The 21,079-nt window shown below is 46.3% G+C and carries 11 protein-coding genes and 3 rRNA genes; 11 read left to right on the top strand and 3 right to left on the bottom strand.

Annotation, left to right across the window (positions count from 1 at the left end):
• Positions 1-291: 291 nt before the first annotated feature.
• From MWG26_RS16570 to MWG26_RS16550, 5 genes are all read left to right on the top strand, one after another.
• A 16S ribosomal RNA gene (locus tag MWG26_RS16570) occupies positions 292-1,919 on the top strand.
• Positions 1,920-2,006: 87 nt separating this feature from the next.
• A 5S ribosomal RNA gene (rrf, locus tag MWG26_RS16565) occupies positions 2,007-2,124 on the top strand.
• 142 nt (positions 2,125-2,266) lie between these two features.
• Positions 2,267-2,419, top strand: coding sequence for a hypothetical protein (locus tag MWG26_RS16560; RefSeq protein WP_244062757.1), 153 nt, complete (start codon positions 2,267-2,269; stop codon positions 2,417-2,419).
• Between the two features lie 180 nt (positions 2,420-2,599).
• Positions 2,600-5,496 (top strand): 23S ribosomal RNA (locus MWG26_RS16555).
• The 16S, 23S and 5S rRNA genes sit together here, the layout of an rRNA operon.
• 257 nt (positions 5,497-5,753) lie before the next feature.
• Complete coding sequence (locus MWG26_RS16550) at positions 5,754-8,003, top strand: alpha-galactosidase (RefSeq protein ID WP_025656600.1); 2,250 nt, start codon at positions 5,754-5,756, stop codon at positions 8,001-8,003.
• A 15-nt stretch (positions 8,004-8,018) separates the two neighbouring features.
• On the opposite strand, the gene MWG26_RS16545 is transcribed toward MWG26_RS16550, so the two are convergent.
• On the bottom strand, positions 8,019-8,888 hold the full coding sequence (locus MWG26_RS16545; RefSeq protein WP_025656601.1) for an AraC family transcriptional regulator: 870 nt from the start codon (positions 8,886-8,888) through the stop codon (positions 8,019-8,021).
• 329 nt (positions 8,889-9,217) lie between these two features.
• On the opposite strand from MWG26_RS16545, the gene MWG26_RS16540 reads away from it, so the two are divergent.
• Positions 9,218-11,374 carry an LPXTG cell wall anchor domain-containing protein gene (locus MWG26_RS16540; RefSeq protein WP_025656602.1) on the top strand — a complete coding sequence of 719 codons (2,157 nt, stop codon included), beginning with the start codon at positions 9,218-9,220 and terminating at the stop codon, positions 11,372-11,374.
• Positions 11,375-11,621: 247 nt separating this feature from the next.
• On the opposite strand, the gene MWG26_RS16535 is transcribed toward MWG26_RS16540, so the two are convergent.
• Together MWG26_RS16535 and MWG26_RS16530 are read right to left on the bottom strand one after the other, a co-directional pair.
• The gene (locus tag MWG26_RS16535) at positions 11,622-13,193 is read right to left on the bottom strand and encodes a response regulator transcription factor (RefSeq protein WP_025656603.1); all 1,572 of its coding nucleotides are present in this window, start codon (positions 13,191-13,193) and stop codon (positions 11,622-11,624) included.
• Positions 13,178-14,614: a sensor histidine kinase gene (locus MWG26_RS16530; protein ID WP_025656604.1), complete on the bottom strand. Its 1,437-nt coding sequence runs from the start codon at positions 14,612-14,614 to the stop codon at positions 13,178-13,180. Before MWG26_RS16530 ends, MWG26_RS16535 begins: the two co-directional genes overlap by 16 nt.
• Positions 14,615-14,942: 328 nt before the next feature.
• Between MWG26_RS16530 and MWG26_RS16525 the strand changes: the two genes are divergently transcribed.
• The 5 genes from MWG26_RS16525 to MWG26_RS16505 are packed head-to-tail and all read left to right on the top strand — an operon-like array spanning position 14,943 to position 21,028.
• The gene (locus MWG26_RS16525; protein ID WP_025656605.1) at positions 14,943-15,929 is read left to right on the top strand and encodes an ABC transporter permease; all 987 of its coding nucleotides are present in this window, start codon (positions 14,943-14,945) and stop codon (positions 15,927-15,929) included.
• A 17-nt stretch (positions 15,930-15,946) separates the two neighbouring features.
• Entirely contained in the window at positions 15,947-17,482 is a 1,536-nt protein-coding gene (locus tag MWG26_RS16520; protein WP_117441310.1) for a sugar ABC transporter ATP-binding protein, read from the top strand.
• On the top strand, positions 17,473-18,618 hold the full coding sequence (locus MWG26_RS16515) for a uroporphyrinogen decarboxylase family protein (RefSeq protein WP_181969611.1): 1,146 nt from the start codon (positions 17,473-17,475) through the stop codon (positions 18,616-18,618). Before MWG26_RS16520 ends, MWG26_RS16515 begins: the two co-directional genes overlap by 10 nt.
• A 40-nt stretch (positions 18,619-18,658) precedes the next feature.
• A complete protein-coding gene (locus tag MWG26_RS16510) occupies positions 18,659-19,702 on the top strand; it encodes a substrate-binding domain-containing protein (RefSeq protein WP_025656608.1) in 1,044 nt (347 codons plus the stop codon).
• 12 nt (positions 19,703-19,714) lie between these two features.
• Positions 19,715-21,028, top strand: coding sequence for a uroporphyrinogen decarboxylase family protein (locus tag MWG26_RS16505; RefSeq protein WP_243002539.1), 1,314 nt, complete (start codon positions 19,715-19,717; stop codon positions 21,026-21,028).
• Positions 21,029-21,079: the final 51 nt, after the last annotated feature.

Below are 21,079 nucleotides of genomic sequence, written 5' to 3'. Positions count from 1 at the left end.
GAAAGAAATGAGTTCTGAAGAGCAAAAGAAAAATAAAATAGTTCTTGACAGACGACAATGGATATGATATTCTATAAAAGTTGCCGCTGACGACAAAGAACGACAGCAAAAACAACAAAGCACCTTGATAATTAAACAATAGACAACAAACCCTTGAAAATTTCTTATAGAGAAAATTTTTAAGAACAGCATCATAATGATGCACCCATCACTGAGATTAATCTCGGTGGTAAGAACAGTAAAAAGGGATAGAATTAGCTAGTAGTTAATTCTGACCCGGATACAAACACTTTTAACGAGAGTTTGATCCTGGCTCAGGATGAACGCTGGCGGCGTGCTTAACACATGCAAGTCGAGCGAAGCACTTTACTTTGATTTCTTCGGAATGAAAGGTTTTGTGACTGAGCGGCGGACGGGTGAGTAACGCGTGGGTAACCTGCCTCATACAGGGGGATAACAGTTAGAAATGACTGCTAATACCGCATAAGACCACAGTACCGCATGGTACAGTGGGAAAAACTCCGGTGGTATGAGATGGACCCGCGTCTGATTAGCTAGTTGGTAAGGTAACGGCTTACCAAGGCGACGATCAGTAGCCGACCTGAGAGGGTGACCGGCCACATTGGGACTGAGACACGGCCCAAACTCCTACGGGAGGCAGCAGTGGGGAATATTGCACAATGGGGGAAACCCTGATGCAGCGACGCCGCGTGAAGGATGAAGTATTTCGGTATGTAAACTTCTATCAGCAGGGAAGAAAATGACGGTACCTGACTAAGAAGCCCCGGCTAACTACGTGCCAGCAGCCGCGGTAATACGTAGGGGGCAAGCGTTATCCGGATTTACTGGGTGTAAAGGGAGCGTAGACGGTTATGTAAGTCTGATGTGAAAACCCGGGGCTCAACCCCGGGACTGCATTGGAAACTATGTAACTAGAGTGTCGGAGAGGTAAGTGGAATTCCTAGTGTAGCGGTGAAATGCGTAGATATTAGGAGGAACACCAGTGGCGAAGGCGGCTTACTGGACGATGACTGACGTTGAGGCTCGAAAGCGTGGGGAGCAAACAGGATTAGATACCCTGGTAGTCCACGCCGTAAACGATGCATACTAGGTGTCGGGTGGCAAAGCCATTCGGTGCCGCAGCAAACGCAATAAGTATGCCACCTGGGGAGTACGTTCGCAAGAATGAAACTCAAAGGAATTGACGGGGACCCGCACAAGCGGTGGAGCATGTGGTTTAATTCGAAGCAACGCGAAGAACCTTACCTGCTCTTGACATCCCCCTGACCGGCGCGTAATGGTGCTTTTCCTTCGGGACAGGGGAGACAGGTGGTGCATGGTTGTCGTCAGCTCGTGTCGTGAGATGTTGGGTTAAGTCCCGCAACGAGCGCAACCCTTATCTTTAGTAGCCAGCGGTTTGGCCGGGCACTCTAGAGAGACTGCCAGGGATAACCTGGAGGAAGGTGGGGATGACGTCAAATCATCATGCCCCTTATGAGCAGGGCTACACACGTGCTACAATGGCGTAAACAAAGGGAGGCGAAGCCGCGAGGTGGAGCAAATCCCAAAAATAACGTCTCAGTTCGGATTGTAGTCTGCAACTCGACTACATGAAGCTGGAATCGCTAGTAATCGCGAATCAGAATGTCGCGGTGAATACGTTCCCGGGTCTTGTACACACCGCCCGTCACACCATGGGAGTTGGTAACGCCCGAAGTCAGTGACCCAACCCACATCAGTGAGCATGACTGTTCAGTGGTTATGGAAGCCATCTGTGGATTCCATAACATTCGATAAAAGAACAAGTCACAAGTCGTGCTTAGTGATGTGGGAGGGAGCTGCCGAAGGTGGGACCGATAACTGGGGTGAAGTCGTAACAAGGTAGCCGTATCGGAAGGTGCGGCTGGATCACCTCCTTTCTAAGGAAGAAAGAAGTAAAGAGTATGTTGTCTATTGTTTAGTTATCAAGAGAGTGCCTGAAAGGGCATGCTCACATAACAAAATATTTTGGTGGCGATGCGCCTGGGGGAAACACCCGTTCCCATCCCGAACACGATGGTTAAGACCCAGACGGCCGATGGTACTGCATTGGAGACGATGTGGGAGAGTAGGTGGCCGCCAAATCTAAAAAAGAATAACAGGATGACGGAAGCGCCGTCAGTATTATATAAATGTTGATTATATAGATACCGGCAAGGATAAGCAACAACTTATCAACGCCAACCCAATCAGCAGGGCAGTGCTGTTATGATAGCTGGTTTTACCAGTGATTAGATATACGAAACAATTCGTGTATGTAATGACTGATAAAGCAGTCAGCGGGTGGGAAGCGGAAGCGGAACATCTGGATATGTACCTTGAAAATTGCATACAAAGAGAAGTTGTATTATTACTGATAAGCGATAATACGACAGATTAAATATCTTATTTAATCAAGACATCCGAGGTAATGTTAACAACATTAACTAGTTCGAAAAAAACGAACGGAAAAAATTGAATTTTATTGAACATTAGCAGTTCAATAAGAGGAACCTATTGCCAACGCATATCACGCTAGATATGTGTCGCCCGATCTCCAACCCGTGAGAGAAGGCAAGTTGGTTATGCTAATAAGAGCGTATGGTGGATGCCTTGGCACTAAGAGCCGATGAAAGACGTGATAAGCTGCGATAAGCTTCGGGGAGGGGCAAATACCCATCGATCCGGAGATTTCTGAATGGGGAAACCCACTGGAGCAGACCTCCAGTATCCTTAACCCAATCCATAAGTTAAGGAAGGGAACCCGGTGAACTGAAACATCTAAGTAGCCGGAGGAAGAGAAAACAACATGTGATTCCGGAAGTAGCGGCGAGCGAAACCGGAAGAGCCCAAACCAGGGTGCGTGCACCCTGGGGTTCGGACCGCATAATTGATTCATGGAAGATAGCAGAACAGTTTTGGGAAAGCTGGCCAGAGAGGGTGAAAGCCCCGTAAGCAAAATCCAACATGACATGGCGGTATCCAGAGTACCACGAGACACGAGAAACCTTGTGGGAAGAAGCGGGGACCACCCCGTAAGGCTAAATACTCCTTAGTGACCGATAGCGCATAGTACTGTGAAGGAAAGGTGAAAAGGACCCCGGGAGGGGAGTGAAAGAGAACCTGAAACCATATGTTTACAAACTGTGGGAGCACTTTATATGTGCAACCGCGTACTTTTTGTAGAACGGTCCGGCGAGTTACGCTGGCTGGCGAGGTTAAGGGCCGAAGGCCCGGAGCCGAAGGGAAACCAAGTCTGAATAGGGCGAATATAGTCAGTCGGAGTAGACCCGAAACCGGGTGATCTATCCATGTCCAGGTTGAAGTTGCCGTAAAAGGCAATGGAGGACCGAACCCACATCCGTTGAAAAGGGTGGGGATGAGGTGTGGATAGGGGAGAAATTCCAATCGAACCCGGAGATAGCTGGTTCTCCTCGAAATAGCTTTAGGGCTAGCCTCATACTCAAGTCTTGCGGAGGTAGAGCACTGAATTTCCTAGGGGGCGTCAAAGCTTACCAAAGAATATCAAACTCCGAATGCCGTGTAGATGATGTATGGGAGTCAGACTGTCCGAGATAAGTTGGATGGTCAAAAGGGAAAGAGCCCAGACCTACAGCTAAGGTCCCAAAATGTGTGTTAAGTGGAAAAGGATGTGGGATTTCGAAGACAACTAGGATGTTGGCTCAGAAGCAGCCATCCATTGAAAGAGTGCGTAATAGCTCACTAGTCGAGAGGTCCTGCGCCGAAAATGTCCGGGGCTGAAACACACTGCCGAAGCTTAGGAATTGATGAATGTCAATTGGTAGAGGAGCATTCTTAACTGCGGCGAAGCTGTACCGTAAGGAGCAGTGGAGTGTTAAGAAGAGAGAATGCCGGAATGAGTAGCGAGAGGAAGGTGGGAATCCTTCCGGCCGAATATCTAAGGTTTCCAGAGTAAAGCTGATCTGCTCTGGGTAAGTCGGGGCCTAAGGCGAGGTCGAAAGACGTAGTCGATGGACAACAGGTTGAAATTCCTGTACTTTTAACTGACAGAACTGTGGGGACGCAGAGAGAAAGCGCAAGCCGGAAGTGGAAAATCCGGTGCAAGCGTGGTAGGAGCATATCAGGCAAATCCGGTATGCAATCCGAAGACGTGATGCGGAGCGAACTAAAGTAGCGAAGTGCGTGAGCTAGCTGCCAAGAAAAGCCGCTATTGTTCAGTTAAAACCCGTACCGTAAACCGACACAGGTGGATGAGGAGAGAATCCTAAGGCCGACGGGAGAAGCATTGTTAAGGAACTCGGCAAAATGACCCCGTAACTTCGGGAGAAGGGGTGCCTCGCGAGAGGCCGCAGAGAATTGGCCCAAGCAACTGTTTAGCAAAAACACAGGTCTATGCAAAACCGAAAGGTGAGGTATATGGGCTGACGCCTGCCCGGTGCTGGAAGGTTAAGGGGAGAGGTTAGCGCAAGCGAAGCTTTGAACTTAAGCCCCAGTAAACGGCGGCCGTAACTATAACGGTCCTAAGGTAGCGAAATTCCTTGTCGGGTAAGTTCCGACCCGCACGAAAGGCGTAATGATTTGGGCACTGTCTCAACAATGCACCCGGTGAAATTGAAGTACCAGTGAAGATGCTGGTTACCTGCGCCAGGACGGAAAGACCCCATGGAGCTTTACTCCAGCTTGATACTGGGATTCGGTATTGCATGTACAGGATAGGTGGGAGGCTGAGAACTTATGACGCCAGTCGTAAGGGAGCCGCTGTTGGGATACCACCCTTGCAGTATTGGGTTTCTAACCATCAGCCGTGATCCGGCTGGGGGACAATGTCAGGTGGGGAGTTTGACTGGGGCGGTCGCCTCCGAAAGGGTATCGGAGGCGCTCAAAGGTCTTCTCAGAATGGTTGGAAACCATTCGCAGAGTGCAAAGGCAGAAGAAGGCTTGACTGCGACACCGACGGGTGGAGCAGGTACGAAAGTAGGACTTAGTGATCCGGTGGTATAAAGTGGGATTGCCATCGCTCAACGGATAAAAGCTACCCTGGGGATAACAGGCTTATCACTCCCAAGAGTTCACATCGACGGAGTGGTTTGGCACCTCGATGTCGGCTCATCGCATCCTGGGGCTGAAGTAGGTCCCAAGGGTTGGGCTGTTCGCCCATTAAAGCGGTACGCGAGCTGGGTTCAGAACGTCGTGAGACAGTTCGGTCCCTATCCGGCGTGGGCGTAGGATATTTGAGAGGAGCTGACCTTAGTACGAGAGGACCGGGTTGGACTGGCCGCTGGTGTATCTGTTGTCCTGCCAAGGGCATAGCAGAGTAGCCAAGCCGGGAAGGGATAAACGCTGAAGGCATCTAAGCGTGAAGCCCCCCTCAAGATGAGATATCCCATAACGTCAAGTTAGTAAGACCCCTTGAAGACGACGAGGTAGATAGGGCAGAGGTGGAAGTGTGGCAACACATGGAGCTGACTGTTACTAATAGGTCGAGGGCATAACCAAGCAAGGTGATAGGATAATGGATGGATTTAATTCTTTGTATGCAGTTTTGAAGATATATATATGGAATGAGGAGACGGTACCGGAAGGTATCGTTTTTTGTTGTGTAAAGTGTTGTTATGTTTAGAATATTCAGAAAACGGTGCGCAAAGGGGTCTGACCCCTAAGAACAAACACTCACAATATATAAATCTAACAAATGGATAGGTATGGATCTGCCTCATATGCTATAATCTCAAAACAAAAGGAGGTTGTGGTTTATGACAGCAAGTATTATTTTTCATGAGGATTCAAGAGAGTTTCATTTATGCAATGATAAGATAAGTTACATTATGACTATTCTAAAAAATGGTGAATTAGGACAACTTTATTTTGGAAAGTCTTTGAGAGACCGGGAAAGTTTTGGCCACTTACTTGAATTGCAAAAGCGTCCCATGTCAGCGTGTGCTTTCCCGGGGGACCAGAGTTTTAGTATGGAACATATTAGGCAGGAGTATCCATTATTTGGACATGGAGATATGAGATATCCGGCATATGAAATAGAACAGGCTAACGGGAGCCGGATTACAGAGTTTGTGTATCGGAGTCATAAGATTTACGTTGGGAAGCCGAAGCTAGAGCAACTGCCTGCTACATATACAGAGTTAGATGAAGAGGCCCAGACGCTTGAGGTTGAACTTGAGGACAGCCTGATACGTACGCGGCTAGTACTTACTTATACGATCTATCGGGATTATCCCGTGATTACGAGGAATGCCAGATTTGAATGTGGTCTGCCGGAGGGAATCAGGCTGAACACTGCGATGAGTTCAAGCCTGGATCTTCCGGATATGGATTATGAAATGGTTGAGCTGACTGGTGCATGGTCAAGAGAACGGGCAGTCAGGAACAGGAAACTGGAGCATGGTATCCAGAGCATATACAGTATGAGAGGGTGCAGCAGTAATAATTATAATCCATTTCTTGCTTTAAAAAGGCCAGGCACAGACGAAAATAGTGGTGAAGTATATGGGTTCAGCCTTGTATACAGCGGCAATTTTCTCGCACAGGCCGAAGTAGATACATATCATGTGACAAGAGTACTGATGGGAATACATCCAAGTGGTTTCCAATGGAGCCTACAGGACGGAGAGAGCTTCCAGACTCCGGAAGCAGTTATGGTCTATTCCGATGCGGGCCTTAATGGTATGAGCCAGACGTATCATGAACTTTATCGGACAAGGCTGGCACGGGGAGTATGGCGTGACAGGGTGCGGCCTATCCTGATTAATAATTGGGAAGCTACTTACTTTAACTTTAATGAAGAAAAGATACTGGCACTGGCGAATACGGCTAAACAACTGGGGATAGAGCTGTTTGTGCTGGATGACGGATGGTTTGGCAGGCGGGATGATGATACGTCTTCGTTGGGAGACTGGTATCCTGATAAAAGAAAACTTCCGGCTGGTGTAACCGGGATTGCAGAAAAAGTAAAGGCTCTGGGAATGGATTTTGGGCTGTGGTTTGAGCCGGAAATGGTAAATGAAGACAGCCAATTGTTTAAAATGCATCCCGACTGGGTTCTGAAGACGCCAGGCAGGTACATATCCTATGGCAGGAATCAGATGGTTCTTGATTTTTCAAAAGAGGAAGTCGTTGACTACATTTATTCAATGATGGAAAAAATCCTGACCGAGGCGGACATTTCCTATATCAAGTGGGATATGAACCGTTGTATGACGGAGGTCTTTTCATCGGGGAAGAATGCAGACGAGCAAGGAAAAGTTTATCATCAGTATATACTCGGAGTGTACAGGCTGTATGAGCGGCTTGTTGAAAAATTCCCTGAAGTTCTATTTGAATCCTGTGCAAGCGGTGGAGCCAGATTCGATCCAGGGATGCTCTATTACGCCCCTCAATGCTGGACTTCAGATGATACAGATGCAATGGAACGTCTTAAAATCCAATATGGGACATCCATGGTTTATCCTTTGAGCAGCATGGGATCTCATGTTTCGGCGATTCCGAATCATCAGCTGCATCGTAACGTTCCAATGAACAGCAGGGCAAATGTGGCCTATTTCGGCACCTTTGGATATGAACTGGATTTAAATGAACTAACGGAGGAAGAAAGAGATACCATAAAAAATCAAGTTCAATTTATGAAAAAGCACCGCAAGCTTATCCAGCAGGGAAACTTTTACCGTTTAATCAGCCCATTTGAAGGGGACGGGAATGAAACAGCATGGATGGTAGTTTCACCAGATCAAACAGAGGCGTTGCTGGGATATTACAGAGTACTCCAGGAAGTGAACGTAGGATACCGCCGTCTCAGACTTCAGGGACTTGACGAGAATATGCTGTACCAGACGGAATGCAGTGAAAAGAACGGTATATATTATGGGGATGAACTCCTCCGCGCAGGATGGAACCTCTCAGATGAATCCTGCGGCGAAGACAGCAGCTTTTATAATGGAGTAAATGGGGACTATCAGTCACGTATTTATTATTTTCATAAATACTATACCTAAAGATTTCTAGAATTGCTAATAAGTATCATCTTCATGAGGGTTCTTTGTACATATAGTGCGTGACGTAAGTTTATTTCTCCTACGGTACTCACTGGGGGTTAATGAGGTTACCTGTCGGAAGGCTTTTGTAAAAGCCAGTTCGCTGGTATATCCACAGGAAAATGCAATATTCCGGATTAGATGATCGGTATTTGCAAGTAGTTCAGAAGCCTTGGTAATCCTATATTTTTTCAAAAATTGCTGCGGAGAGAAATGGACATTTTTTTGAAACAGGGTGGACAGGTAGCAGCGGTTTAATGAAACATAGTCTGCAATTTGCTGTACCGTAATTGGAGACTGATAATTCACCTTAATAAATTCGATTGCTTTTGCAATGTACTGGCTTTCCGTGTGCTGCTCACTTGGCTTATATACGCCTGGTGATTTAGCCAGATAAGAAAAAAATTGATATAGAAGTCCCTGATTATAGAGTTCGTTACTGTAATCTGCATCATAATGTTCCAACATATCCAGGATAATATTATGCAGCTCCTGAACGTAAGGACAGGCGATGACAGGGGTTTCCTGCGAAAGGCCGCAGAGGGAGAGATGGTGTTTCACCATGTCTCCCTCTACTGCAATCCAGAGATAAGTCCAGGGCTCTTTATCATCCGCCTGGTAGAAGGTCAGATCTCCGGGACAGATAAGAAACCCCTGTCCTTTTTGGATACGGTGGCAGATATTACCCGCAAAAAACTTTCCCTTTCCGTCCAGGCAGAAATGAAACAAATAATATTCCCGCATTGCAGGACCAAAGGAGTAAGAGGGGCTGCAGGACTGACAACCACAGAACAGCGGGTAAAAATGTCGGTTATTATGAATTTCTAATTGTGTAAATGTGTACATTTGCTGGGATCTCCTTTACTAAGCTTATGAGCATAATCGCTCTAAATATGGCGGTCAATGCATGCGGATTCGTTATCTACTCAATGGATGTAAATTCAATGAATGTTAATGCTGCAGCTGGTCTGGAGCATAGATTTTTTATGATTATCTTAACTTGTCTGCCACCTACTGTCAAGCAAATGTATCATGGAGTGCAAAGGGGTCTGACCCCAATGTTGAATTTAAATAAAAATTAATTTATTTATCAGTAAATTCTGATATAATATAAAAAAGAGTATCTTTATCTGTCAATATTTGATTCAAACATAATCTTAAAGGAGGTGGATTTCATGAAAAGGAACAGTAGAAGAGGATTGGCTTTCCTGTTAACTTTTGTTTTAATAGGTGCGGCGGGGGTGCTTCCTGCATTTCCGGTATCTGCAGAGACGGAAAATGTGAAGCAGAATACCGGTGTACAGAAACCAGAAGTAATAGAAAAGACAACAGATAGCATCAAGCTGCGAACAGAACAAGATTTTGAATATGCCATTGAGACAGAGAAAGACAATGCCAGGATATGGAAGTGGGCGGAGACCGGACAGTATGATAAGGCAAGTAGAACGGTGGTTTTTGCCGGGCTGCAGTCCGGGACACAATACAGTTTTGCATGCCGTCATGCCGGAGAAGATGTTATATTATATCAAAATACGGCTGCAACAAATGCAATTGCGGCGGATGTGGTAACGGATACCCCACAGAACCAGCCGCTTGATCCATCTGAAGTTACGGATGCTTTGTCAGATGAAACTAAGAAACTGACGGACGGTAATCAGAATTCCGAAGGAGAAGAGGCGAAGCTGAGTCCAACGGATGAGGTACAGAATTCGGCGGGTGAAACAGAAAAACCGCCGGAAGGTATTAAAGATACTTTTGATGCTAATAAGCAGTTGTCTGACGATACTATAAAAGAAGCAGATGACAGCCAAAATTTTCCGGATTCGGCTAAAAAGCCAGCAGATGAAAAAAAAGATAAAGGTGTTACAAAAGCCCCGGCGTCACCGCTTACAGCTCCGGAGGCTCCAATCGTTAAAGAAGTAAAAGATACTGAGGTTACATTGGAACTGCCCCAAAATGCAGATCCAAAGTATAACTACGAATTCAGTATCAATGGAACAGATTTTCAGGCAGATCCCAGATTTGATAAGCTGACACCGGATACTTCCTATCAGTGTTATCTAAGGATTGCAGCGGGAAAATATGAAGGTGTAACTTATCTCGCAAGCGGCAGTAACGAACCAATCGATACGAGGACAAAGAGAACTGCGCCGGATAAACCAGAATATACTCCGGAAGCGGCCGACAGAACGAATACGAGTATATCGTTAAAAGTACCGGAAATGGAGAAGAATCCGGACAATATGGAATTTGGGATGCTGGGTTCCGGGACAGACATTGAATGGAATACCACGGGTGTATTTGACAACCTGACTCCAGGTACAGAATATCAATTTGTTGTTCGGCGTAAGATAGACGAAAAGCTACAGATGCAGGGAGAGAATAGTGACATACTTCATGTGGCAACATTGGAGAATGCAGCAGCAGCGGCTTTGGCACCAAAGATTCTGAAACGCTCCGATACTTCTATTGTGCTTATCACAGATGATAAGCTGGAGTATGGAATGCGAATGGCAGACGGTACAATCAGCTGGCAGGAGAATGCGGAATTTGCCGGGCTGGAGCCAGATACTGAATATCAATTTATGACACGTGCTAAATATGATCCGGATAAAGCAATGGAGAGCCTTCCCAGCGAAACGGTAAAATATAGGACAGCTATAAGTTCTGACGGTGTGAAGATAACCGGAATCGAACATGGTGGAACTTATGAGGCAGAAACTGTATGGACTGCCACAGCAGTCGGTGTTGGTATGGAAAATACTTCTCCCGCAGTGGGAGATACAAGATGGGCGCCAAAGACATGGACCTGGGGGGGAGCAATAAAAAGCTGGGAAAACCCTCCATATACAGTGAAATTCAAATGCACAAGACTTGGAAGTTACGAACTGACGGCAGGATTTCAGATGGAAGAGTACACCGGTAAGGGATGGAAAGAAACAGAATACAAAAAGTCGGTCAGTACATCATTTAATATAATTGAGAAAAAGGTAACCGTATATACTATAACTGCGGAGGCCGGGGCAAATGGGAAAATAGATCCGAACGGCCGCGTGGATGTAGAGAAGGGGAAGAGCTGCGAATTTACATTTTCTCCAAATAGAGGATACCGTGTGACAAAGGTTCTGGTAGACGGCAGAGAGGTAACAATGAAGAATAACCGGTATACGTTGACAGACGTCCAGGATAATCATAAGATATCTGTTACATTTGAGAAAGACAAAAGCACACCGAAGACCGGGGATAATACACAGTTCGTAATAATTCTTGGCGCCTTTCTGATATCTGGGATGGCCGTATTAATGCTGGCATACAGGAAGAGGAAACGTTAGGTGTTTTTGAAGCGGTAAAGCGGTATATAATGGATGATTAATACTTATCTATTTCACGACAGCGCCATAATGTATGATTCATGTATACCCAAAGGGCACACTGTGACTTATGTCCTGCGGTCTGGTCTGCGTTAAAGCTGCAGATGAATGTATACCCAAAGGGCACCACGTAAAACATGCCCTGCAGGCAGGTCTGCGGCAAAGCCGCAGATTAAAATATAATTTAAGAATATTCTGAAAATGGTGCTCAAAAGGGTCTGACCCCTGCTTTGTATTCACTTGCGCTGATACCTACTATTTTCTTAAAGTCCTTGCAAAAGTAGGTCTGGCTATTATACCCCACTGCGAATGTGATTTCTTTTATGTTTTTATCAGATTGTTCCAACAGTTTTATTGCTTTGTCTATGCGCAGCTTTGTGATATAGTCGATAAAGTTCATTCCAAGTTGGTGTTTCAGCGCTTTACTCAAATAAGAGGGACTAACTTTATGTTCCATGGCCAGTTGTTCAAGTGAAAAGTCACTTGTGTAATTACTATTTATATATGTAATAATTTTTTTGATATCTATGTCATCGGTGTCCTTTGGTTCGTTCCCTTCGCAACAGTCACAACATGCTTTGATAAAGTTTAAAAATGCTATTTTTATATAGTCGGTATTCTGCCTGGGAGAAATGGTTGACAACAGGTCATTGCAGAGGCCGGAGATCAGGATGGAACCACTATCCATCGTGGTGAGATGCCTTTTGAGGGCACCGAGGGAATCCCGGAGGTTATCACATAATAGTGCAGGGGTACGGTTACTTTGCTCCAACAGGGCCTGGAAGAGGAGTTTGGCTTTCTCCAGGCTCTTTTCACTGTCTCCTTTAGAAACAGACTGGCTCAGCTCTGTCTCCAAGGCATATATTTTGGCAGAGCCATTGGGTGCTGAGAGGACAACCTGGCGGTGGCCTTTCAGCATTTTTTTGTTTAGTGCTTTAAATTCTGTCGAGAGTTCCGAAAGAGAAGAAACAGCTGGGCTGATATACAGGCAGACCTGATCCAGGCGGTGTTTCTGATATACAGCGGATAAAAGGCAGCGGAGTTCATACGTGAACTGAGGGATATTCCTGGAAAATTGGTCCTGGTCCACGGATAGTATAAAGATATGACAGATGCCGATATCCTGTACAATGGACTCCCTGGTACACAGATCCAGTTGCCGGCCGATCTCCGATAGTAATTCATCCTGATGAAAAAATGCCGGCTGCTGTATCTGCAGAAGGGAAGCTGTGGCGCACAGAAAACAGGCATTCTCAGTTCGAAAGCGGGCCTGAAATCGTCTAAGATCCAGGTCTGTGACAGTATCGGTGATAATCGACTGGACAATATTATATTCCAACTGGGGCAGAGCCAGCCGGATCTGCTCATTCAAGTGGTCGTCCCGGCAGCTGTCTATGGTATTGCTGCGTATTCTTTCAGCCAGCCTGGTTAGTGCTGATAATAGGACATCTGTCTTTATAGGTTTTGTCAGATAATCGAATGCACCCAGTTGAAGGGCTGTCTTAGCATATTCAAAATCAGCATGTGCCGAGAGGACGATAAATTCCAGATTAGGATAAGAAGCCTGGAGCTGCCTCATGGCATCGAGTCCGTTTAGAACCGGCATACTGATATCCATCAGTACAACATCCGGCTTGTATTCCCGACACATCTCCATCAGCTCCACACCATTGGCTGCCTGCGCGGCAATCTCGTACTGTGGAAGCTGAGTCCGGATAATCAGCCGCAGCGCGGAACGCTCCAACTCTTCATCTTCTGCAATTACTAATCGGTATCCCATATAAAATCCTCCTCTTGTATTTCGATCTCTACCCGAAAGAAACTCCCTTTTTCACTATATATAGAAATAATGTCGTCCCGTTTATAAAAAAGCCCGATCCTTTCCCGGACATTTTTCAGGCCGATACCGTGGCTGCCCTGCGGCGGGGAATACTCCTTTGACAAAAGTGATGGGATCATGTCTTTCTCTATACCGGTGCCATTGTCCTCCACCAGGATAAGGAGAGAATGTTTCATTTTCCAGATGGCCGTCAGAATGCGGCAGGGTTCAGGTTTGCTGTAGGTTCCATGCATAATTGCATTTTCTATTAATGGCTGTATGATAAAAGAAGGAACTAAGATATTGGGAAGCTCATCGTCTACCTGCAGTTCAAACGAAAGATGATCTACAAAACGCATCCGCTGGATAAAGATATAGGTCTCTGCGAAAGACAGTTCATCCCGGATGTTAACCGCATCTTCTGTCTTGTAAAGGCTGTAGCGCAGCATATCGGTGGTGGCGTCGATTAACTGAATTGTCTGAGGAGCTCCCTCAAAGTATGCACTTCGGGAAATCAGGTTCAGAGTATTGAATAGAAAATGAGAATTTATCTGATTGCGCAGCGCCTTGAGACTGGTTTCCTGCATCAGGGCTTGTCTGTTGATCTGGGAAATGTAACCGTTGATGCTGTTTTTCATATTATTAAAGGCATTGGCCAGTATCTCCATCTCATCGTTCGTATCCACATAGATATCCGGAATATCAAAACGGCGGCTGGCCAGTTCCTTTGCGCTGCTGACCACATTCAAAAGCGGCCGGGTGATCTTCCTGGTAGTCAGATACCCTGCGATGCAGAGAAACAGAAGGCCTGCAGCAAAAACAAGATTACAGAGCCGGTTATTGACTTTCATAGTCCGGAGGAGCCTGCTGGTCTCCATGGAAATAGACTCGGCCTGATATGTAGTATATTTTTTGTAAGTATAGTCAATCAGATTATTGGTATAAAGTACATCCTGTGTCTGGGAGAGCAGTTCGGACTGCGGGACACTGCCGATCTTTGCGATTACATCTGAGGCCTGTGATTCAAAGGTTTCCAGCATATTCTCCAGATCCCGCATTTTATCATAGTAAACACCATCCGGAAAATTATAAAGTACGTGGCTCAGACGCTCCTTGGCATAGCCCAGTTCTCCCTCATAGGAAATTCTATTCTCTGAGGAAGGGTGCAGCATAAAATTTTCAAACAGCTCGTGTATATCACGATTGCTCACAAAAAAGTCATTCAGTGTTATCTGGCTTTCCAATGCCGCCTGATAGCTGGAAAGAGTTTTTTGCTGAAGGATATAGGAGAATCCATGCACACAGGCAGGAATCAGAAGAGAAAGAATAATTAAAACGTAAAGTTTGGTACGTATACCTAGATATCGTCTATTTTCTTTCATAATATTTCAAATCCTTTCGAGATTATTTGTTTATATAAGAGTATAATAAGTATACCCAAGGGGAAACCGTAACACAAGCCCCTGAGGAGTAGATTTTCAGCTAACGCTTAAAAATAAGTACTTTTATTATAACAGATAGAAAATTCACTTGTATAGAAAGGAAGACTTGCACTTTTTTGACAGAAGCAAAATCCGGCAAAAAAGTGCAAATGATCAGAATGATATAAAAAATAAAACAGTGCTGTCAATTTTGTTCAAGTGTAAGTGCGTACTCCCAATGCTATGATTGAATTAGTACTAGTACTACAGCGTAAAGGAGGAATGCGAGATGAGCCAACGGATAAAAAAGGCAGCAATTAAAGTATTTCAAATGAAGGAGAGTGGAGTCATCATCCCTACCATATTGTTTATGGTGATAATAGCGCTGGTTAATCCAGCGTTCATAAGTATGGCCAACGTATTCAACGTGCTGCGGTCTACTGGATTCACTTTGATTACGGCGCTTGGCATGACCTTCGTACTGATCGCGGGGGGACTGGACCTATCGGTAGGATCAGTGCTTGCTTTGGGCGGATGTGTCAGCGGAATGGGAATGGTGAATCTGGGGGCCCCGATCTGGCTGGCAATGATTTTGGGATGCGGGGTGGGATTCCTGATCGGATTCCTCAACGGAATCATCATAGTAAAATGCAGGATTCCGGCATTGATTATGACGCTGGGAATGATGTATATGGCACGCGGTATCGTTTATATAGTAACAGAAGGGGTTCCTATTTATCCTCTGCCGGCTGCATTTCAGACCATAGAACAGCAGGATGTTCTGGGTATCCCCAAGGTTATCCTTATTTGTATCGTGCTGGGGGCAGCGGCACATATTTTCCTGAAGAAGACAACCGTGGGGCGTTCCATTTATGCAGTGGGCGGGAACAAAGAGGCGGCACGGCTGTCCGGAATCAATCTAGACCGGACTTATATTATCTGTTACTGTATCACAAGTACCCTTGCGGCATTATCAGGAATCATGATGAGTTCAAGGCTGGGATCCGCACAGCCAAACGGAGGAACCGGTTATGAAATGACGGTTATAGCCGCGGTCATCATCGGGGGCACCAGTACGAACGGCGGTATCGGAACTATACTCGGCACTGCAATCGGAGCGCTGTTTATGAACGTATTGTCGAATGCCATGACAATTTTAAAGGTGTCTGTTTACTGGCAGAACTTTGTGGTTGGGTTCATACTTGTTCTGGCTGTTATGCTGGACCAGTATAAGAGAGATGCTATGCAGCGTGCCGGAACGAAAAGGACAGACTAGGCAGGGAGGGAGATACCATGGAAAATACAGTCATGCAGATGCGCCATATTTACAAAAGATTTCCGGGCGTTACGGCTCTTTGCGATGTATCTGTAGATCTAAAGGAAGGAGAAATTCTTTCGATCGTTGGTGAAAATGGAGCCGGCAAATCTACCCTTATGAAGATTTTGGCGGGCAATTATCCATCCGGCACTTACGAGGGAGAGGTACTGATTAAGGGGAAGAGGATGGACGCAAAAAATTCACTGGATGCAGAAAAGGCAGGTATTGCCATGATCTACCAGGAGCTGAATGTGGAGCTGGACTTATCCGTCGGGGAAAATGTACTGCTCGGACGCTGGCCGAAAAAGAAAAACGGGTTTATAGACTGGAAGAGGCTCCATGTAGAAGCAAGGGAAGCGCTGCAGCAGCTGGATGTAACTCTGGATACAAAACTGAATGCAAGGAGCCTGAACGCCAGCATGCAGCAGCTCGTCTGCATCGCCAGGGCACTGGTCAGAAAGCCTGAAATCCTGATCCTTGATGAGCCGACAGCCGCACTGACTCAGGAGGAGACGGAACATCTGATGGAGGTGCTGCGTGCACTCCAAAAAGAGAGAATCGCATGCATCTACATATCGCATAAACTGGATGAGGTGTTTCAGATTTCTGACAGGGTCATTACCATGAGAGACGGGAGGTACATTCGACAGTACCCAAAAGAAAAGATAGTTCCGAATCAGGTTATCCTGGATATGGTTGGAAATAAACTGGACATCTTCAAAAGAGAAAAGACAGAGAAAAAAGGTGCAGAGATATTGCGGGCAGAGCATATGAAAGTACTGCATCCTTATGCTTACCACAAAAATATCATAGAAGATGTATCATTTACACTGCATGCCGGGGAGATTCTGGGAATTGCCGGGCTGGTGGGAGCCGGGAGAAGCGAGCTTCTGAAAGCAGTTGCCGGTGCAATGCCAAGGAAAGGAGGTAAGATTTTTATCAATGGAAAAGAGACTCCGGTACGGAGCGTTTCAGAAGCCATACATGCCGGCATAATCATGTTGAGCGAGGATCGGAAACGAGATGGATTTGTGGGGACTATGAGCATCAAAGAAAATATGACACTGTGTGCTTTGAAACGCCTCTCCCGGAGGGGATTTATCGACAAAACCCGGGAGAATACGGCGGCAGAAGAATATTTTAACTACCTGAAAGTCAAAGCTGCTTCTATTGATACTGGCATTACAACACTGAGCGGAGGAAATCAGCAGAAAGTCATACTTGCAAAGGCACTGCTTTCAAAAGCAAATATCCTGTTTTTAGATGAACCTACTCGTGGAATCGATATTGGTGCTAAAGCAGAGATATATAAGATCATGAAGGACTTGACGGAAAAAGGCATGGGTATCATCGTGATCTCCTCAGAACTGCCCGAACTGATCAGCATATGCGACCGGCTTCTGGTACTGCGCAGGGGATATATCAGTGCCGAGATGGCGGCGGAATATGTGACGCAGCAGGATATCCTGCATGCGGCCGCATTCGGAAAGGAGGAAAAAGAATGTGTATGACACCGAGAGAAAGAGTAAATATGGCCCTGAACTTCAAGGAGCCGGACAGGATTCCGATAGACTGGGGAATGAGCACGGTATCCGGGATCCATGAAAGAGCCTACAGAAATTTGCTGGATTATCTGGGAATGAATGAGGAGATTGTTATAAGCGATGCGGTACAGCGCCTTGCAAGGCCTTCCGAGGCCATCCTGCAGAAATTCCATGTGGATACCCGCTATATTTTCTGCAATCCGCCCTCCTTTTGGGAATACCATGAGGAGGAAGACGGATCCTGGAGGGACGAATTCGGAGCCGGTTACATAAGAACCGAATTCTACTGCGACAGCCGGAAAAATCCCCTCGCAGATGCCGAGACTATTTCGGATCTGCGTGCATATAAGATGCCGGACCCGGAAGACCCGGCCAGGTTTAAAGGTCTGAGGAAAAAGGCAGAATGGCTTCGTGAGAACACCGATTATGCCATTGTAGCAGGGACATACCCCGCCCTATATTACAGTGCATGGGTGCTTCGCGGGATGGAGAATTTTATGCTGGATACGGCTGCAGATCCTAAGTTTGCAAACTATCTGCTGGACATGATCCTGGATTATTGGAAGGCATTTATGGGAAAATACCTGGAGGAGATCGGGGAATATATCGATATCATGTGGGCCGGAGATGACTGGGGCGATCAGAGCGGCCCGCTGATCAATCCGGTAGAGTTCCGCAAAAATGTGGGCCCCCGGTTTAAAGAATTGATTCAGTTTATGAAGACAAAATCAGACGCAAAACTGTCCTACCATTCCTGCGGCTCTGTGACATGGTGCCTGGATGATTTTTATGACTGGGGCGTGGATATTGTCCAGCCGCTCCAGGCCAATGCATATGATATGGATTCTAAGAAACTGAAGAAGATGACATACGGAAGGATGTCTCTGCATGGCGGGTTGAATAACCAGGGCGTGTTCCATCTGAGCCCGGATGAGATACGCGCAGACGTTCGTCAGAAAATATGCGATTTTGGGCCGGGCGGTGGATATTTGTTTGGTTCAGGACATAATATACAGGCAAACTGCCCGCCTCAGAATATTCTGGAGATATTTCAAAGCTGGGAAATGTACGGGGCTTATCCGATGAAAAATAATGTGGAATAACGAAAGGGGTCTGCCCCTTTGCAAATAAGGAGGAAAAAATATGAAGAAGACGATGGCGATTTTACTATCATTATTTATGGTGATCGGACTGGCAGCAGGATGCAGCAGTACATCGAAAGAGCCTGTCCAGAAAACAGAAGACGGCAAAACGGAAGAGGGTGCAGGAAAAAATGAGGAGGACAGCACCAAAACCAGTGGAGAAGCAAAACATCTCGTGTTTGTCACACCTCTGATCGCACACCCGGTATGGCTGGCGGCGAAAGAAGGATTTGACGATGCGGCCGAAGAATTCGGTTTCCGGGGGGACTGGGTTGGACCATCCGTAATCGATGTGGATGAAATGATCAAGCAGATCGAGGTTGCAATTGCTGAGAAAGCAGATGGAATTATCACCCAGGGATTGAATCCGGAGGCGATGGTTCCGGTTCTGAAAAAAGCCGATGAAGCGGGAATTCCTGTAGTTGTTGTGAACTCTGATATCCCGGATGCGCCAAGACTTGCCTATCTAGGGACCGACCCGGTGAATCTTGGAACCGCGGGGGCGAATGGAATCCTTGAAAAACTGGCGGGGGAGACACCGAAGGCGGCTTACGCAACGACAGCATTTACGAATACCGTTGCTATGGACATGATCGAAGGCTACCGCAAGACTTTTAAAGAGGCTGGGGATTACGAGGAAATGACGGTTGTTGAGACCAACGCAGACACACTGACCGCAGTACAGAAATGGCAGGACGTATTTAATACGTATCCAGAGACCAATGTTGCTGTTGCTGTGACAGGAGAAGGCGGAGCAGCTGCTGCGAAAGTAGTAAAAGAAATGGGGCTGGAAGATCAGGTTGTGGTAATGGCGATTGACGATATCGACGAAACACTGGATGGGATCCGCGAAGGAATCATATACGGAACCATGACACAGAATTTCTATCGGAAAGGCTACCAGGCATCCCAATGGCTCCTGGACTACATTGATAATGGCGCAAAACCGGAAAATATGCTCAATGATTCCGGAACAATGCTTGTTACCAAGGAAAATATTGAAACGTATAATACAGATATGAGGGTTCCCGAGACCTGGAAATAGAAGGAGGAAGCTATGGGGAAAAAAGATCCTGCTGCGATGCAGACTGCTTCCGGCATTCCTAAAATCAAAGAAATAGGTACTTCATTTTTGTTCAGTGAAAAAGAAAAGCAGCATTTGAAGAAACTGGGAGACAGGACGGCGCAGATTGCCGCCCTGCCGGTTCAAAAGGAAAAGGCAGAGCTGTGGAGGGCACACAATGATCTGAAAACCTCCGAGCCTGTTGTATTTATTGACCCGGAGAATGGCTGGAATGAATGCATACCCGGCAATATCCTGCTCTGTGAAGATCCGCTTGCAAGAGTCTGGGAAATGCATCTGCGCAAGCAGATCTATTGGTTTGAACAGCTGAAAGATGATAAGGTAATTGAAAACTATTTCGATGTTCCTTATTCCTACAGCGATACCGGCTGGGGCCCCGCACTGAAAAAAGCAGGCGGTGAGGCAGGCGGAGCTTACAAAGTGGTTCCGGTTCTGAACGATTATGAGAAAGATCTGCCAGGAATCCATTATCCGGAGCTGCTCATTGATTACGAAGAATCAGAGCGGGTAATGGAGCTGGCACACGAATTATTTGACGGTATTCTCCGGGTCCGCAGAAAAACAGACTGGTGGTGGAGCCTGGGACTGACAATGGATTATATTAACCTGCGCGGTCTGGAGGACTTTATGTGTGACTTCCTCTCAGAGCCGGAGTCGGTTCACCGCACCATGCACCTGTTGTGTGAAGGGGTCCTGAGACGTCTGGATTTCCTGGAAGAGCATAAGCTCCTGGCTCACAACCAAGATGGAACATACGTAGGTTCCGGAGGACTGGGCTATACCGATGATCTGCAGGTGCCGGATAAAACAGCAGGTGCAGTGACGGCAAAGAACATGTGGGGATTTGTGGAAAGCCAGGAGACCACCGCAATCAATCCCGATCTGTACGGAGAATTCATATTCCCTTATCACAAGAAAATAGCAAGGAGATTCGGATTAAATTGTTCCGGGTGCTGCGAGCCTTACGAGCCAAGATGGAAATACATAAAAAAGCTGCCCAATCTCCGGCGTGTATCCTGTTCTCCGTGGTCTGACTGGACCACCATACCGGAAAATCTGGGGCAAAAATACATAGCATCCGTAAAACCAACACTCACGCCACTTGCCTTACCACATATGGACGAGGAGTACGTAAGAAAAGAAATTAGAAAAGCACTCAGATGTACACGAGACTGTGTGCCGGAGATCATTATGAAAGATAACCATACACTAGGGAAAAACCCTAAAAATGCAAGCAGATGGGTGGAGATAGTACGGGAGGAGGTTGGAGGCAGCCTGGATAAGTAAATTATTATTATATTACATTGCACTACTCCCGCCTATCCAACCCGATCTACT

The organism is Faecalicatena contorta (assembly GCF_022835095.1).
GTDB classification, from domain to species: domain Bacteria; phylum Bacillota; class Clostridia; order Lachnospirales; family Lachnospiraceae; genus Faecalicatena; species Faecalicatena contorta.
Note: the sequence above shows the minus strand (reverse complement) of the source record. Positions and strands in the feature narration are given on the sequence as shown.